Below are 17164 nucleotides of genomic sequence, written 5' to 3'. Positions count from 1 at the left end.
GACACTATGATCACGATCGTACGAATCAGTAAAGGTAAAGGAAATTTTTATAAAGTAGAGTTTTCAAACGGAGAAGCATTGCGGGTTTCGGAAGATTTATTGGTTCGCTACCGTTTATTAAAGGGAATGGAGCTTTCAGAAGAAGAATTTCAAAAGGTCAAAAAGAGTACTGGATATGATCTGGGCCTACAATTGGCGATGAACTATATTAGTTATCAGTTACGTTCAGAAAAAGAAGTTCGAAGTTATCTTAAAGAAAAAGAAATTGAAGCGCATGACCGTGATACAATTCTTCAACGATTAAAAGAATTAAAGGTTGTTGATGATCGGGTCTATGGGGAGAGTTATGTTCGTACGCAGATGCGTACTTCGGATAAAGGCCCCACTGTTGTTAAGCAGCAATTGCGATTAAAGGGGCTGTCTGAGGATTTGATTGAAGAAGTTCTTCATTTGTACACCTTTGATCAGCAACTAGAGGTAGCTAAGCATGTGGCTGAAAAAAGTTTACGGCGAATTCATGGAAAGAGTCACAAAGAAACGATTCAAAAAATTCGTACTGCATTAATGCAAAAAGGTTTTTCTGGCGACAGCATCTCTCTTACAATGGAGGATTTAGCGTTAGAAAAGGAATCGGATGAAGAATATGATGCCCTTGTAAAAGAAGGAGAACGGCTATGGCGACGGCACCAACGTAAAGCGCAACGTGAGCGGGAAAATAAGGTCAAGCAAGGCCTGTTTCAAAAAGGGTTTCAGCTAGAGGAAATCCAGCGATTTTTAGAAGAAAAAGGATTAGAAGATGACTAAGAAAACGGAACTATCCGCAGCTGAAATCAGTCAGCTGCGACAAGAATTTTTGACATGGTATCATGATAAAAAACGAAATCTTCCTTGGCGGGCGACAACTGATCCTTATGCTATCTGGATATCGGAGATTATGCTTCAGCAAACCCGTGTGGATACGGTAATCGATTATTATTATCGTTTCATGGAATTATTTCCTACTATTCAGGATTTAGCAGAGGCTGAGGAACAAAAACTTTTAAAAGTCTGGGAAGGACTGGGCTATTATTCACGGGCACGAAATTTAAAAATTGCTGCCCAACAGATTGTTGAATTATATGATGGAAAAATGCCGACGACCATTGATGAGATTCGTACATTGAAGGGAATTGGACCGTACACAGCCGGTGCGATTGCCAGCATTGCCTTTGGGTTACCGGAACCGGCAATCGACGGTAATGTGATGCGGGTGGTCAGTCGTTTATTTGAAATCGATGCGGATATCGCAAAGGCCAGCAGTCGTCATTACTTTGAGGATGCTATGAGAAAAATCATTGATCCTGATGAACCGGGAGAATTCAATCAAGCCTTGATGGATTTAGGCTCGAGCATCTGTACACCAACGTCTCCTGATTGCGCTGCATGCCCGTTGAAGGATTTTTGTTTGGCTTACCAAGAGAATCGTCAAACTGATTTTCCAGTTAAAACCAAAAAGGCTAAGCCTAAGGATGTTTATTATATTGCGACGGCCCTAGAAAATCCTACTGGAAAATATTTATTGCAACAACGACCAGCAACCGGTCTATTGGCTTCCATGTGGACTTTTCCGATGATGGAAGTGACGGAAAAAGAATACCGAAAGCTTGAAGCTACCTGGTCAAAAAAATCAATGGATCAACTCTCTCTTTTTGTGGCAGAAGATCAATTGTTACCGGATATTTTTGAAGAAGAGGTGGTTTGGCAAAAGCGGCATTTAGGCGAAATTACACATATTTTTAGTCATTTAAAATGGCATGTCTTACTGTTTTATGGGCGAACAGGAAAAAAAGAAGTCAATGAAAATCAGCGTTTTGCTGCAATGAGCGACTTTGAGAAATACGTTTTTCCTAAGCCACAGCAAAAATTAGTAGAACAATTGAAGAAAAATCATTTATCAGATAAAGATTTCTAGGCAAACCATTGATTTATTGCTATAATGTTTACGATGTCGGTGTAATGAACACCCAAACAAATGCAGTGTGTCTGCTGAGGGAAGGGTAGCTATGCGAATTCCTAAAGAAGGAGAGTTTGTTTCCATACAAAGTTACAAACATGATGGCAATTTGCATCGAACGTGGCGCGATACAATGGTATTGAAAACTAGTGAATACTCAATGATTGGTGTGAATGATCACACGTTAGTGACTGAATCCGATGGTCGTCGTTGGGTAACACGCGAACCAGCAATTGTTTATTTTCATAAAAAATACTGGTTTAATGTAATAGCAATGATTAGAGAAAAGGGGGTTTCCTATTATTGCAATCTAGCTTCACCTTATTTGATGGATGAAGAAGCCTTGAAATATATCGATTATGATTTGGATATCAAGGTCTTTCCAGATGGTGAAAAACGTTTATTGGATGTGGATGAGTATGAGCTTCACAGTAAAATCATGCATTATCCGGATGATATTGACTATGTATTAAAAGAAAATGTCAAAATTCTAGTAGACTGGATCAATAATGGCAAAGGACCATTCTCAGAAGGCTATATTGATATTTGGTATAACCGCTACAAGCAATTGTCACGTAAATAAAAAACAGCAGATCTTTAAGGTCTGCTGTTTTTTATTGCTTTTTTCTCATAATTAACTTTGAAAGTGAAATAGTTTGTTTAAGACAAAGTTAAGGTAGGTAAGGTACAATAAATGTATTAAGGAAAAGCAGGTTGGTATATGGAAGAACATAAAAATAATAAGAAAAAATATTATTTATTCATTATTTTTTTACTTTCAGTGGCTGTAGTCTTTAGTTTGGGATGGCAAAAAATAGAAGCACCGACTACTGACTCCAGTGTTTATGAAACGAACACCAGTGAATCTGTTACGGAGATTCCTGAAGAAAAGGTGACTGAAAAATTGGTTCAAGTATATGTTGCGCCAGAATTATACGACACGACGACGGTTACGGAAAATGATTTTGTTCCATTACAGGAGGAACCTAGCAGTCAAAGCAACGTCTTGGAAAAAATCCATCGTGGTGAATGGACCAATTATTTAGGAACCGAGGGAGATTGGATCTACATTCAGACGAATAAGGGAAATAAAGGGTATATCCCGAAAGAGAACAGCAAAGAAAAAGAAGTGACTCGTACAGAAAGTAAAGAATTAACAGTAGTACTGGATGCTGGTCATGGTGGTTCCGATACGGGAGCGACTAGCTCAGATGGCGTATTGAATGAAAAAGATTTGACACTTAAAACTGTACAAACAGTAGGGAAAGTTTTAGAAGCTGCTGGAATTAACGTGGTTTATACACGTACAAAAGATACGTACCTTGAATTAACAGATATTACTCAAATCAGTTTGGAACAAAATGCTGACTTATTTCTGAGTCTTCATTATGATAACTATGATTATGCAAATGTGATGTCTGGTTTTACGACCTACTATTATTATGAAAAAATGAAATCTTTTGCGGAAATAATCAATCAAGAATTGGCAAAACAGATTGATTTGACAAATAATGGGATTCGTCAAGGAAATTATCTGGTGATTCGTGAATCCTATGTTCCCAGTTTGTTGCTGGAACTCGGCTATATGAATTCTGATCAGGATCTGGCTCAAATCAATACCAGGGAATACCGGGAAAAAGTTGCGGCAGCGATTCTTTCTGGTGTTGAAAAATTTGGACAGAACTATTTTCCATTTGGAATGGGAGAATAGAAAAATGAGAAAAACCATTTGCGGTTTTTCTCATTTTTTTATAGGTTTTTTTTCATTGCGATATGCTCCATACCTGCATCAAGAAAAACTTCCCCATATTTGTGATACCCCATTTTTTCATAGAAGGGCTCTGCGGGCAGTTGTGCCCCCAATTGAATCATAGAAAATCCCTGTTGCTTAGCAAATTTTTCTGCTTCTGTGATCACCTGCTTGCCTAAATTTTTTTTACGGGCATCTTTGCGAACGGCCATGCGTTGCAGTTTCAAGGTTGTTTCATTTAGCGGCAATAAACGGACGGTTGCTAACGCCTGACCTTCCTCATAAAGTACGAAATGGATTGCATAGGCTTCATCTTTATCGATTTCTCTTTCTAATGGTACGCCTTGTTCTTTTACAAAGACTTGATGACGAATTTTAACAGCATCAAGATAAATTTGACTCATGGTATCTTTTGTTTGGACAACAGTCACTCCACTCACCTCGATAGTAGTATACCCAAAGTTTAACAATCTGCAAAATAACTTGTCTAAATCGAGAGAAAAAGAAGCTGTTTTTTGCAAGTTAGGTTATAATATGAAAATGAGGGAGGGATGGCCTTGTTTGATAAATTAAAAAATTCAAAATTAATGTTTTGGTCGCTTGAGTTGCTGATTTTAGCGACGTTGGTTTTTGTTTCAACAAAAATAAATTTTTTGTTTCAACCAATTGGTACATTTTTTAGAACCTTGTTTGTACCGATTCTGGTGGGGGGATTTCTCTACTATGTCTTAAATCCGATTGTCAACTTCTTGATAAAGTATACGAAAATAAAGCGGATTTTTGCCATTATCCTCGTTTTTATTTTGTTGGTTGGGGTTATCGTCTGGATGATTTTAAGTGTGATTCCAAATTTGGTAAGTCAAATTTCTTCCTTGGCATCAAATATCCCAAATTTTGTGGAAAACATGCAGACTTGGGGTATGAAGCTCGCAGATAATCCAATTTTCAGTCAGATAAATATCGTAGAACAAATCGAAAAAATGGATATTTCTTATTCATCTATCATTCAAAAATTCTTGAGTGGTCTTTCAACAAGTTTAGGTTCAATCGTAGGAACGATTGCTTCTGCGACGGTAACGATTGTGACGGTACCGTTTATTCTTTTCTATATGTTAAAAGATGGAGATCGTTTAGTACCGAATATTCAACGGTTCTTTCCTGAAACACGTCGGGCACAAATCGTTGACTTATTGGGTCAACTGCACCAAACGCTGTCTAATTATATCAGCGGTCAAGCAATTGAATGTGTTTTTGTCGGCACCTTCACGTTTATCGGATATTTGATTGTCGGTGTTGATTATGCCTTTCTGTTCGGTGTGATCGCGGGAATCACGAATCTGATTCCTTATCTTGGTCCTTACTTAGGATTATTGCCTGCGGTACTGGCGACCGTCTTTGATGATCCATTAAGAGCTGTTTTGTGTGCGGTGGTTGTAATCATTGTTCAACAAATCGATGGGAATGTGATTTATCCAAATGTTATCGGCAAATCTTTGGCAATTCATCCGTTGACAATCATCTTAGTCTTGTTGGTAGCAGGGAATATTGCTGGATTGTTGGGAATATTCTTAGGAATTCCTTTTTATGCGATTTGCCGTACGATTATTATTTTTATCATTCGATTGGTAAAAGCAGACCGTATCAAAGAAAATCATGACAAAATCACTGATAGCAGTGATTTACAGCTATAGGGTTTTTATTGCAAAGAAAATCGCTTTGTGATACGATTTTAGCGTGGCACTTGCCACGCTTTTTTTCTAGAAAATTGTTTAAAAATAAGGAGAGATTGCTATTATGAATGCTGACCCGGAGAGTCAGTCGCTTTTAGCGCAAATTTTACTACTAATTGTTCTTACGTTGATCAATGCCTTTCTTGCAGCATCGGAGATATCACTGATTTCCGTTAACAAAAATCGGGTGGAGCAAAAAGCCGAAGAAGGAAATATCAAGTCACAAAAACTACTGAAGATATTAGAAGATCCAACCAATTTTCTTTCAACTATTCAGGTAGGAATTACATTGGTAACTATTTTGTCAGGGGCTTCATTAGCAGATACATTGGCGACACGCTTGGCGCCGGTATTAGGAGATATCCCTGGGGCAAAAAATATTGCTAGTATCATCGTTCTTGCGATATTGACCTATATTTCAATCGTTTTTGGCGAGCTATATCCGAAACGAATTGCATTGAATAAATCAGAAGAAGTTGCCTCGTTTACTTCAGGCGTCATTCGTTTTCTGGGAAAAGTCACAAAACCGTTCGTTTGGTTGCTTTCAGCTTCAACAAGTTTGTTAGCACGAATCACGCCAATGGAATTTGATGACGAAGATGGAAAAATGACCCGTGACGAGATGCGTTATATGTTGGAAACAGAAGGCGTACTGAAAGATGAAGAACGGGAAATGCTTCAGGGCGTTTTTTCATTAGACACAAAAGTTGCTAGAGAAGTGATGGTTCCGCGAACGGATGCATTTATGGTGGATATTGATGATTCTGTGAACGAAATCGTCTCAGAAATTTTAGCTGAGAGTTATTCACGAATTCCCGTTTATGAAGAAGATAAAGATAAAGTAATCGGGGTGCTGCATACGAAAAACTTGTTAAAGGCAGCCTATGAAGTTGGGTTTGAAGCATTGGATCTGCATAAGATTTTGCAAGAGCCGCTTTTCATGCCGGAAACTGTTTTTATCGATGATTTGCTTTATGAACTGAAACGTACCCAAAATCAAATGGCGATTTTGCTGGACGAATACGGTGGCGTTGTCGGTGTCGTGACTTTAGAGGACTTGTTGGAAGAAATTGTTGGCGAGATTGATGATGAATCCGATGAAGTTGAAAATCTTTATGAACGAATTGATGAAAATGAATATATGATCCAAGGTCGTATGCTGATTGATGAATTCAATGAACTTTTTGGAACAAATCTGCATATGAGCGATGTGGATACAATGGCAGGATATTTGATCACTGCGTTAGGAACGATTCCTGATGAAGGAGAAAAACTATCCTTCAACGTAGATAATGTCACTTTAATTTCTGAAGAAATGGAAGGTTCACGAGTTCTTAAAATTCGAGCAATCTTTCATCCAGAGGAAACCGACGTAGATCCAGAGGAAGAACGCCGGCATTTTCGTAAAGATTTTGAAGAAGATGAACCCCGCAGATGAAAGAAAGTTTACAGAAGACTAAATAGGTAAAATGGAGGAGCGAGCCACTTGGTCTTGCTCCTTTTATTCGGAAAAAATAGCAGGAGAAAGAAAACAGTTTTGGAAATCCCCTGCTATCCATGCTATACTATCCTAGTTGAAAAAATGCGACGCAGGAATGATAGATAAAGATCAGTGAAAAGGAATGAAAAAAATGGACAATCCTAAATTAAAAGAACAAGTCGATAGTCGCCGCACCTTTGCGATTATTTCCCACCCGGATGCGGGGAAAACGACAATTACGGAACAATTGCTTTTATTTGGCGGAGCGATTCGTCAAGCTGGAACGGTCAAAGGAAAAAAGACCGGGAATTTTGCAAAATCTGACTGGATGGAAATTGAAAAACAACGGGGGATTTCTGTAACCAGCTCGGTGATGCAATTTGATTACAATGGAAAACGCATCAATATTCTGGATACTCCAGGACATGAGGACTTTTCAGAAGATACCTATCGTACGCTGATGGCTGTGGATAGTGCTGTGATGGTGATTGACAGCGCCAAAGGGATCGAAGCCCAAACCAAAAAATTATTTCAAGTTGTAAAAAAACGCGGAATCCCGATTTTTACTTTTATCAATAAACTGGATCGTGACGGTCGTGAACCTTTAGATTTATTGGAAGAATTAGAAGAATTGCTGAATATCGAATCCTATCCGATGAATTGGCCAATCGGTATGGGAAAAGGATTAGACGGTCTCTATGATATCCATAATCAGCGGGTAGAATTGTACCGACCAGAAACTCCTGAAAAGCGGTTTGTTCCTCTGGATGAAGCAGGAGCGATTCCTGAAGATCATCCCTTGCAACAAAGTGGCGTTTTCCAACAGGTATTGGAAGAAGTTGAGTTGTTGAAGGAAGCAGGAGATGAATTCGATCCAGAAAAAGTTGCAACAGGAAAACAAACACCGGTTTTCTTTGGCTCTGCATTGACTAATTTTGGTGTACAAACTTTCTTGGAAACCTTCTTGCAATTTGCGCCATCTCCATACGGGCATCAAACGATGGATGGCGAAGAAATCAGTCCTTATGAAGCTGATTTTTCAGGTTTTGTTTTTAAAATCCAAGCCAATATGAATCCAGCTCACCGAGATCGGATCGCTTTTGTTCGTATTTGTTCAGGAACATTTGAACGGGGAATGGATGTCTTTTTAGAACGAACAGATAAAAAAATGAAGTTAAGCAACGTGACGCAGTTTATGGCAGACACACGAGAAAATATCGAAGAAGCGGTTGCCGGTGATATCATTGGGGTTTATGATACAGGAAACTATCAAATCGGGGATACTCTCTACGAAGGTAAATTGAAGGTCGCATATGAAGAATTACCGTCGTTCACACCGGAATTATTTATGCGGGTCTCTGCAAAAAATGTGATGAAGCAAAAATCCTTCCACAAAGGAATCTACCAACTGGTGCAAGAAGGCGCCATTCAGCTGTATAAAACTTACTTGACGGAAGAATACATCATCGGGGCAGTCGGACAATTGCAGTTTGAAGTCTTCCAATATCGGATGAAAAATGAATACAACGCTGAAGTAATCATGACACCAATGGGGCATAAAATCGCTCGCTGGATCGATCCAGCCGATTTGGATGAACGCATGAGCTCTAGCCGAAATATTTTGGCGAAGGATCGCTTTGACCAACCACTATTCTTGTTTGAAAACCAATTTGCGGAACGCTGGTTTGCGGATAAGTATCCAAAAGTTAAGTTAAAGAGTTTGATGTAAAAAATGAAATGTCAAAATTAGTATGAGGTGTTTTAAGTGCGAAGAGGTCCTTTCCTATCTGAAAATGGTGGGAAGGGGCTTTTTTTGACGATGCAATGATTGATAGCCTTTTTAAAGGAAATAGGATATAATGATGTAAAAAAATAAGCTAAGGGAACTATGATGGAAAACGAAAAAAAAAATACCACTATCAGCATTTTGATTTTTATTAGCTTTGCGGGACTCTTTTTGATTCAAAAATTTCAACATATGGATTTGACGCTGGTGTTTATAGCTATTTTAATGGTTAATGCTTTTTATTATACAATTAGGGCGTATCAGGAAAAATCAGTTCTTCGTTTATTTTTGTTTGGAATCTCGGCATTTGTTTCAGCCTATATTCTATGGACAAGTATTTTTTAGGAGTAGGGGGGCGTCAAATTTGGAAAAAACAAAGAAACAATGGATTTCAAACGGAGTTTTTATCTTTAGCTTTATATCGATTTTGGTTGTTCAAGAGTCTAAAAATATGGACCTTAGTTGGATTTTTACCGGAATTTTTTCTGTTTATTTTTTTTATCAAACATTGAAAGCTCAAAAAGAAGAATCGATGTTTCGTCTGGTTGGATTTGCCATTCTAAGTTTGTCATTTGCTTATTTAACGTTTGAAGAAAAGGTGCTTTAGAAATGGAGGGATTGGAGTGAAAAGGACGAAAATAGATAACGGTGTAATGATTTTATTTGCTTTTATCGTGGGATTGATTATAATTGTCGAGTATTTTACAGAATTAAACCTGGACACTATGTTTCCTGGGAGTTTTGCTTTATTCTTTCTTTATTTTTCAGTAAGAGCCTATCAGGAAAAACAATTTTCAAGACTAATAATATGGGGATCATTAGCAATTCTTTTTTCTTATTTAGTTGTTACTAGTTTAGCTTATAAATAAAAAAATAAATGGATGGTGAAATTTTTTATTTTTAATTTGGATAGTCTCGGGAGAAAACAAATAAAAGGGCTTTAAAAAAGAGCTTTTGGACTGAAAAGGATGAAGAGAGATAATCATCAGTTTAAGCTCTGTATTTAAAAAAGATTATGCCGTCAAAGACTTCTTATATTTTTTGATTTTTTTACTTGCCCAATTGTAATGACTTGAAGTGGCCGATACAAAATAACTACCTAAAGTGCTGCCGCCAACCCATTTGAAGGCTCCTTTAGAAAATAATTCGTCCTCTGAGAAAGTTTCTATCTGGTTCATTACCTGTGAATGGCTGTCTGTCAGTAAGTTTAGAGAATCTTCATAGGAGGTTTCCTGATGATTTTCCCAAAATACCTGATTCATTGCTCCATAAGTTTTCCAGTTATAGCCTTCTTTTAAAAACTGCATTTCTACACCTTTCTGGTTCGCAGATACCCAGTCTATAAGTAATTTATGCCACTCATACAGATGAACGAGTACATCTCGAATATTTTTGTCTCTTTTCCAGTGGGCTCCTTTTTCTTTTTCAATATCAAAACGAAATACACCGTCTACATCTTTTTCTGGAATAGAATTGATTAGTGCGAGTAATTTCTCGTATTCTTCAGTTCCTGTTTGGATTAGCTCCGCTTTTGTTTTTGGTCTTGCCATAGGTATGTCCTCCCGTTTTTATTTTTATTATAACGCAGATGGATTATACTTCTAGCAATCATCCTCATTTTGAGTGAAGTATCTATCAGGAAGAAGGGTACACTTATTTCTTCCTACTCATCCATATTAGAACCATTCTCACCAACAAAGCCAGTCCGACGGAAAGTAAGAGAGACAAAAATAAATATGCTGTGCCGTAGTAAAAAGTATTGCTGAAGATGTGTTTGCCTAATGGAGGAATAAGCAAGAAAAAGAGTATACCAAAAGCAACACTAATCAGCCAAAAACCCAATCCATTTGTTTGCCAACTTTTTGGATTAAAGGAAAGTAAAGAATTTCCTTTTTGAATTGGATTGCTGCCTTGTGTTCCGTTCGTGTTGATACGATTGTATTCGCTGGAACGAATGGTGGATTTTTCCGCAAACTTTTTTTGTCCCTCTAAACGATTCATGTTGTTCCTCTCCCAATCTAAAAAATTTAATAAATCAGTTAAAAAAACATGCTTAATGTAAAAAAACACTTCAATAAAAAAGTTCTCTATGCTAAACTTAGCATAGATTCTTCCCTAAACAGGAGCAAGGTTTCAGCGGAGAAAAGAGGAGAAACGTGCTTTTAGTCAGACGTTTCTTCTTGTTTTCTTTAAAGGCAACTTTTTAGAGAATAGGGTATAAAAAAAGCTGATCTTTAAATCAGCTTTTAGACGAATGGACAAATTACAGACTGGCAGTTTTTTCGGTGAGCACTGGTTTTTTAATAGAAATTTCAACCAAGCCGGGCATCTCGATGACTTGAATCGAATCTTTATAATAAGAGCCGGTGGGCATTTTTTTCAAGAAATACTCCTTTACTTCATGGATTTCTGAAGAACGCAGATTACGCTTTTTGTTAATTAAAAGAATTTCATTATGTGATGGGGCAACGGTGTACACAACGGTAGTATTTCCATCGGTATAAACTTTAACTAACTCAGCATCTGTATTTTCAAGTTGGTTTTTGACCATGCGAGAATGGCTGTTGGTTACATTGATTAATTTCATTTTTTTCACCCCTCGTAGTGTACCTTTGATTAAGTCTATTATATATTTTTTTTTGAGAAATTGGAAAGGGATAACCCTTATTCTGAAAAAAAACATCAAAAAAACAGTAGAATAGTTTCCTATTTATACATCCTTCTATTTTAAGTTACTAGTGTTGCATAGATAATATCAGAATAGTCTGAAAATTAATTCTCGTTAAAAATTGCCAAAAAGTCGAGTGCTTACGCAACGGATGACTATTTTTCCAGAAATTACACGTTTATTCAAATGAAAACTAAGAGAGACGACGATAAAACAATGAGAATCAACCTGATCTATGAAGTTCCAACCAACTTTCAGCTGGCTCGAACATCAGATAATGAAAGGATCTTTTCAACTGAAAGAGTGTCGCTGTCGTTTCAAGTTCAATCTTCACCATATAGGTTAGAAGGGATGCAATAAGGGTAAGTATCACTTGATTTATTGCACCTTGTTCACTTCGTGAATAAAGATGTTTGATGGTTAGATTCTGTTTCAAATGCTTAAAGAAAAGTTCAATATGCCAGCGTGCCTGATACATGTCTGCTACTTCATTTGGCGTGACATCAAACCGATTGGTTACAATTCGTAATAGTTTTTGCCCGTTTGTTAGTACAGTGACTAATCTGAATCGTTCAGTGACATGATTGACACCACCACCTAGAATGACGTGCTGATCACTAATAATTTTACCATCCGTTGTTTCAGGTTTAGTCACATCAATTTGATCTAGAATAGTGATTTTAGTATTACCCTTTATTCTTGTCACAAAGAAATAGCCATCTCCATGCAGTTTATCCAGTAATTTGTAATCGAAGTAACCCCGGTCAACGACATAAGTTGCTTCTGTCTTATCAGCTAACACTTCGAACTGTGTACGATCGTGTTCACTAGCGTTTGTGATGGTGAAGCTTTCTGGATATTGATTGTTCTCATCGAGGTAACAGAGATTCAGATGAAGTTTGATTCCAGACTTCGTCTGGCGAAACTTAGCCCAGGGAAACCATGCTTTGTTTAGTGGAATTGTTGTTGAATCAATGATTTGTAGGCTTGTTGTCTTTGAACTGGGTCTTTGTTGGGATATTTTTTTTACCAATTGCGTGAAAATCTCCATCAAAACGTTTTGATCAATTTTTGCAGTTTTACGAGACAGCGAGCTGTAGCATAGTGACTCAATGCCCACTTCTTTGCATAATCGTTGATCTAAAAAAGCACGATTGATTTCTCGATAGCTGGGTAAGTCCTCATAAACTGCGTGAAGAAGGATCTTTAAAGCTGATCTAAAATCTAGTTTCTTACTGTAATAATCGAATGTTTGAATTGAATTTTTGGCATTCTCAGATAAATTATCAAGATTTATTGAAGAAAGCCATTTCTGAAATGATGTTTTTAAGTTATACTTATCCATACGTAGGTCCTTTTTATTGGTCTTGGATAAGTCATCCAAGAGTAGTATAAAGGATTTTTTTGTGCGTGAATAGCTTTAAATCAAGGATTTTACAAGTTAGTATTTCTTTGCAACACTAGTGATTTTAAGTAAAAAAAGAGCTTGGGACATAAGTCCTAATGAAAAATCCAGATACCAGTCAAATTGATTGGCATCTGGATTATTTTTTTGTATTAAAATAAGAACACCTTTGCTAAAATAAAAGTGACTAAACAAATAAAAAAGCGAGGTGTTCTTATGTTTAAAAATTATACCACAAATCAAGTCGTTCTTCCTCTAGATTTTAGTTTTCAGTTAGAAAAAAATGATATTGCGTTCGCTATTGATGAGTTAATTGAAAGTATTCCCGAACAGCGTTTCATTCCCTTTCATCATCAAATGGGACCTTCTTCCTATCATCCAAAAATGATGATGAAGATGATTTTATGTGCCTACACACAATCCGTGTTTTCTGGTCGAAAGATTGAAGTATTGACGAAAGACAGTATTCGCATGATGTGGCTTACGCAAAGTTATCAACCTAGTTATCGAACAATTAATCGGTTCCGTGTGAATCCTTTGGTGAACACACTCCTTCGGGAGTGCTTCGTTCAGTTCCGTAGCCAATTGGTCAAGGAACAATTGATCGATGAAGAAGCCATTTTTATCGATGGGACAAAGATTGAAGCAAATGCCAATAAATACACCTTTGTTTGGAGAAAATCGATTGATAACTTTGATAAAAAGCTTACTGAAAAATCAGCTTTTCTTTATGATGAATTGGTAAAAAATACGATTATTCCTGAAATTGAACGCGAGTCCACAAATGAATTATCTCCAACTGAATTAAGTCAGATTGAAGAACACCTCACTCATGTTGTGGATAAATTTACAGAAAAAATCACACAAGAAGAAGATGGAACGACTCGAAAATCGTTACGTTCGAAACGGAAAATCCCGAAAAAAATCAGAAAACTATTTCGTGACTTCAAAGAAAGAAAACTTGCCTATCAAAGACATAGACAGATTCTAGGAAAACGAAATAGCTACTCTAGAACCGACCTAGACGCAACGTTTATGCGCATGAAAGATGATCCTATGAAAAATGGTCAGCTGAAAGCTGGCTACAACCTTCAAATTGCCACAAACAGTCAGTATATTTTAGGCTATGATCTTTTCTCAAATCCAACGGATACACGAACACTGCGCCCCTTTTTAACTACTTTAAAAGAGCGTTTCTTTGAGCTACCAACCTATATTGTCGCGGATGCTGGTTATGGAGGAGAAGAAAACTATCAAGCTATTTTAGAAGACCATGAACGGATACCGCTCATTACCTATGCCATGTATCATAAAGAACAAAAGAAAAAATTTAAACAAAACCCGTTTCTTCCCGCAAACTGGTCGTATCAAGAATTAGATGATACATTTCTTTGCCCTAATGGACGGAAAATGAGGTTTCGCAATTATTCTATTCGTACAGATAAATATGGATTTAAACGATATTTAAAACGGTATGAATGTGAAGATTGTTCGAATTGTCCTCTTCGAAGCCAGTGTACAAAAGCAAAGGGTGACAAGAATCGTGAGATTCAAAAGAACATGAACTGGGAATACTTTAAAGCAACGATTCAACAGCTACTTTCAGAAGAAGAAACCGGTAAAATCTATCGTCAACGAAAAATTGACGTTGAACCAGCTTTCGGACATTTGAAGGCTTGTTTAGGTTTTACTCGGTTCTCTGTTCGAGGAAAACAGCAGACACACAATGAGATTGGGTTTGCACTAATGGCGATCAATTTAAGGAAGTATAGGTTGAACATGCCCGCAACCAAGGAAGCTTCTTCCAATAATCTAAAAAACAGACGACCGAAAATTCTTTTTACGATTTTCGGTCGTCTATTTTATGATTCTTGGAACTTATGTCCCAAGCTCTTTTTACTTATTCTTTTGTTTCTGGTTCCGTAGTTTTTTCTTTAGGAGCGTTTTTAGCAACTACTTCGATTTTGCCATCCTTGGTCAATTTTGCTTTTAAGTTTTTGATTTTTGGATGATCCAAATAGTATTCCGCTACACCATCTTCGATTTGTTCTTGAATCGTTCGGCGAAGAGGGCGGGCACCCATTGCTGGATTGTAACCTAAGTCAACTAATTTTTCTTGAACAGTTTTTGGTACATCAATATGGATTCCTTGAGCACTCAACATTTTGTTTACATCGTTAAGCATCAAATTGACAATCGTCAACAAGTCTTCTTTTGAAAGTGTCTTGAATTCCACGATGCCATCGAAACGGTTCAAGAATTCTGGTGTGAAGTAATTATTTAATTGTCCTAAAACGGATCGAGTAATTCCTTCACGGGCTGCTCCGAAGCCAACATTGGCTTCCACTTTTCCGGTACCGGCATTACTTGTCATAATAATCAAGGTATCTTTAAAGCTGACAGTGCGACCTTGTGCATCCGTCAAACGACCGTCATCCAAAATTTGCAGGAACATATGCAATACATCTGGGTGAGCTTTTTCGATTTCATCTAATAAAATCAAACTGTAAGGATTACGACGAACTTTTTCGGTCAATTGTCCAGCTTCTTCATAACCAACATAGCCAGGAGGAGAACCAATCAATTTAGAAACACTGTGTTTTTCCATATATTCAGACATATCGAAACGAATCATGGATTCTTCTGAGCCGAATAATTCATATGCCAATTGTTTGGCCAATTCTGTTTTTCCGACGCCAGTCGGTCCGACAAATAAGAAGGAACCGATTGGTCGAGTTTGTTTCCCAAGTCCTACACGATTTCGACGAATGGCTTTTGCCACACGATCGATCGCGTCTTCTTGTCCAATGACATGAGCTTTTAGGTCAGTAGCCAAATTTTTCAATTGTGTTTGTTCTTTTTCTTTCAGCTCACCGACTGGAATACCCGTTCGAGCTTCTACGATTTGTTCCATGTCTTTTTCGGTGATGACTGGTATTTCTTCGTCACTGATTTGTTTTTCTTTCATTTTTTGAAGTTTGTTGATTTGGTCGCGATAATACGCGGCTTTTTCAAAATCTTCTTCTTGTGAGGCTTGTTGTTTTTGGGTTTGGGCATCGGCTAATTTCTTTTCGATAACTTTTGGATCGATCATTTGAATCGTCAAATTCTTTTTCGAGCCGGTTTCATCCAACAAGTCAATGGCCTTATCCGGCAAGAAACGATCTTGAACATACCGATTAGATAAAACAGCAGCAGCTTCGATTGCTTCATCCGTATATTTAACATGGTGATAGTCTTCATAACGAGGTTGCAATCCTTTTAAGATTGTGATGGTTTCTTCTACAGAAGGTTCCTCCACACGAACGGGTTGAAGCCGACGTTCTAGGGCTGCATCTTTTTCAATAATTCGATATTCGTTTAACGTTGTAGCACCTACCATTTGCAATTCGCCACGAGCTAAAGCAGGTTTTAAAATATTTCCTGCATCCATATTTCCGTCGCCGGCAGAACCAGCACCAACGATTTCGTGTACTTCATCAATAAATAGGATAACATTTTTTGCCTGTTTGACTTCTTCAATCAATTTTTGAACCCGTTCTTCAAATTGCCCACGGATACCTGTTCCTTGAACAAGGGAGGCGACATCTAAACGAATCACTTCTTTGTCCATTAATTTTTGTGGGACATCACCATTGACAATCTTTTGAGCGAAACCTTCAACAACTGCCGTTTTACCGACACCGGGTTCACCAATCAAAACGGGATTGTTTTTGGTTCTGCGGTTAAGGATCTCAATCACTCGTTGAATTTCTTCATCCCGTCCAACGACTGGATCAATGTCTCCTTGACGAGCTTGTTCTGTAATGTTGATTCCATATTCTCCCAGCAGTCCATTGGCTTGCCGATTTCCTTGTGGAGGTTGTCCACCGTTAAAGTTATTGCCACCGCCGAATTGAGTGGGGGGTGTTTGTTCGGGAGCACCGTTTTGTTGCATTTGCCGAGACATTTGTCGGAACAAATCATCAAGACTGCCAAACCCGAATGGATCTTGTTGCATCATATTTTGTTGGCTTCCTTTTTGATTTTTTAATTTTTGATAACAGCTTTGACAATAATCAAGCTGTTTTCTCTGACCATTTACATTTGCGTATAAATGGATCGTTGCTTCATTTTTGCCGCAATTTTGACAAAGCATAGAATAGTCACGACCTTTCATACCGTTTTTACTACGAATTAATTTTAACGCGAATCCTGCGTTTCGTAAAAAGATAAACTCAATAGAAGATCAAAAAATGGAAATACTTTCACTGACCATCTTTGACCTTTGGTTTTTATTATACCAAGTTTTGCTTAAGATGCAACTATTTGCTCTTTGACAATTGTCGAAAAATGAAAAACAAGTATACTAT

17 protein-coding genes are annotated in these 17164 nt (G+C 37.5%); 11 read left to right on the top strand and 6 right to left on the bottom strand.

Annotated features, from left to right (window positions below; all coding sequences use genetic code 11):
• The first annotated feature begins 6 nt into the window (after positions 1-6).
• From recX to BN1875_RS01295, 4 genes are all read left to right on the top strand, one after another.
• On the top strand, positions 7-804 hold the full coding sequence (recX, locus tag BN1875_RS01310) for a recombination regulator RecX (protein ID WP_048603074.1): 798 nt from the start codon (positions 7-9) through the stop codon (positions 802-804).
• Positions 797-1951, top strand: a complete 1155-nt coding sequence (mutY, locus tag BN1875_RS01305) for an A/G-specific adenine glycosylase (RefSeq protein ID WP_048603073.1) — start codon at positions 797-799, stop codon at positions 1949-1951. The genes recX and mutY overlap by 8 nt, the downstream gene beginning before the upstream one ends.
• 91 nt (positions 1952-2042) lie before the next feature.
• Positions 2043-2576 carry a nucleoside tri-diphosphate phosphatase gene (gene ntdP, locus BN1875_RS01300; RefSeq protein WP_048603072.1) on the top strand — a complete coding sequence of 178 codons (534 nt, stop codon included), beginning with the start codon at positions 2043-2045 and terminating at the stop codon, positions 2574-2576.
• A gap of 138 nt (positions 2577-2714) precedes the next feature.
• Positions 2715-3704 carry an N-acetylmuramoyl-L-alanine amidase family protein gene (locus BN1875_RS01295; protein ID WP_048603071.1) on the top strand — a complete coding sequence of 330 codons (990 nt, stop codon included), beginning with the start codon at positions 2715-2717 and terminating at the stop codon, positions 3702-3704.
• Positions 3705-3742: 38 nt separating this feature from the next.
• Here BN1875_RS01295 and BN1875_RS01290 read toward each other — a convergent pair whose 3' ends face one another.
• The gene (locus tag BN1875_RS01290) at positions 3743-4174 is read right to left on the bottom strand and encodes a GNAT family N-acetyltransferase (protein ID WP_048603070.1); all 432 of its coding nucleotides are present in this window, start codon (positions 4172-4174) and stop codon (positions 3743-3745) included.
• A gap of 126 nt (positions 4175-4300) precedes the next feature.
• Here BN1875_RS01290 and BN1875_RS01285 point away from each other — a divergent pair, with 126 nt between their 5' ends.
• From BN1875_RS01285 to BN1875_RS01260, 6 genes are all read left to right on the top strand, one after another.
• Positions 4301-5434: an AI-2E family transporter gene (locus tag BN1875_RS01285; protein WP_048603159.1), complete on the top strand. Its 1134-nt coding sequence runs from the start codon at positions 4301-4303 to the stop codon at positions 5432-5434.
• 103 nt (positions 5435-5537) lie between these two features.
• Positions 5538-6911 (top strand): hemolysin family protein, encoded by a 1374-nt coding sequence (locus BN1875_RS01280; protein ID WP_048603069.1) that lies wholly within the window; start codon positions 5538-5540, stop codon positions 6909-6911.
• A 193-nt stretch (positions 6912-7104) separates the two neighbouring features.
• On the top strand, positions 7105-8682 hold the full coding sequence (locus tag BN1875_RS01275; RefSeq protein ID WP_048603068.1) for a peptide chain release factor 3: 1578 nt from the start codon (positions 7105-7107) through the stop codon (positions 8680-8682).
• Between the two features lie 162 nt (positions 8683-8844).
• On the top strand, positions 8845-9084 hold the full coding sequence (locus BN1875_RS01270; RefSeq protein ID WP_048603067.1) for a hypothetical protein: 240 nt from the start codon (positions 8845-8847) through the stop codon (positions 9082-9084).
• Positions 9085-9103: 19 nt separating this feature from the next.
• Positions 9104-9346 carry a hypothetical protein gene (locus BN1875_RS01265; RefSeq protein ID WP_048603066.1) on the top strand — a complete coding sequence of 81 codons (243 nt, stop codon included), beginning with the start codon at positions 9104-9106 and terminating at the stop codon, positions 9344-9346.
• Between the two features lie 16 nt (positions 9347-9362).
• A complete protein-coding gene (locus BN1875_RS01260; RefSeq protein WP_048603065.1) occupies positions 9363-9608 on the top strand; it encodes a hypothetical protein in 246 nt (81 codons plus the stop codon).
• Between the two features lie 144 nt (positions 9609-9752).
• Here BN1875_RS01260 and BN1875_RS01255 read toward each other — a convergent pair whose 3' ends face one another.
• From BN1875_RS01255 to BN1875_RS01240, 4 genes are all read right to left on the bottom strand, one after another.
• On the bottom strand, positions 9753-10289 hold the full coding sequence (locus tag BN1875_RS01255; protein WP_048603064.1) for a ClbS/DfsB family four-helix bundle protein: 537 nt from the start codon (positions 10287-10289) through the stop codon (positions 9753-9755).
• Positions 10290-10392: 103 nt separating this feature from the next.
• A complete protein-coding gene (locus BN1875_RS01250; protein ID WP_048603063.1) occupies positions 10393-10740 on the bottom strand; it encodes a hypothetical protein in 348 nt (115 codons plus the stop codon).
• A 262-nt stretch (positions 10741-11002) separates the two neighbouring features.
• The gene (locus tag BN1875_RS01245; protein ID WP_048603062.1) at positions 11003-11326 is read right to left on the bottom strand and encodes a DUF1827 family protein; all 324 of its coding nucleotides are present in this window, start codon (positions 11324-11326) and stop codon (positions 11003-11005) included.
• 304 nt (positions 11327-11630) lie between these two features.
• The gene (locus tag BN1875_RS01240) at positions 11631-12752 is read right to left on the bottom strand and encodes an IS4 family transposase (protein WP_048603023.1); all 1122 of its coding nucleotides are present in this window, start codon (positions 12750-12752) and stop codon (positions 11631-11633) included.
• A 276-nt stretch (positions 12753-13028) separates the two neighbouring features.
• Between BN1875_RS01240 and BN1875_RS01230 the strand changes: the two genes are divergently transcribed.
• Entirely contained in the window at positions 13029-14738 is a 1710-nt protein-coding gene (locus BN1875_RS01230) for an IS1182 family transposase (RefSeq protein WP_147570557.1), read from the top strand.
• On the opposite strand, the gene BN1875_RS01225 is transcribed toward BN1875_RS01230, so the two are convergent.
• Positions 14713-16950 carry an ATP-dependent Clp protease ATP-binding subunit gene (locus tag BN1875_RS01225; RefSeq protein WP_171000837.1) on the bottom strand — a complete coding sequence of 746 codons (2238 nt, stop codon included), beginning with the start codon at positions 16948-16950 and terminating at the stop codon, positions 14713-14715. The two genes, BN1875_RS01230 and BN1875_RS01225, sit on opposite strands and share 26 nt — an antisense overlap.
• Positions 16951-17164: the final 214 nt, after the last annotated feature.

The sequence above is a fragment of the Enterococcus massiliensis genome, assembly GCF_001050095.1.
GTDB lineage: Bacteria > Bacillota > Bacilli > Lactobacillales > Enterococcaceae > Enterococcus_C > Enterococcus_C songbeiensis.
The sequence above is the reverse complement of the archived record's forward strand: the minus strand, read 5'-3'. Positions and strand labels throughout refer to the sequence as shown.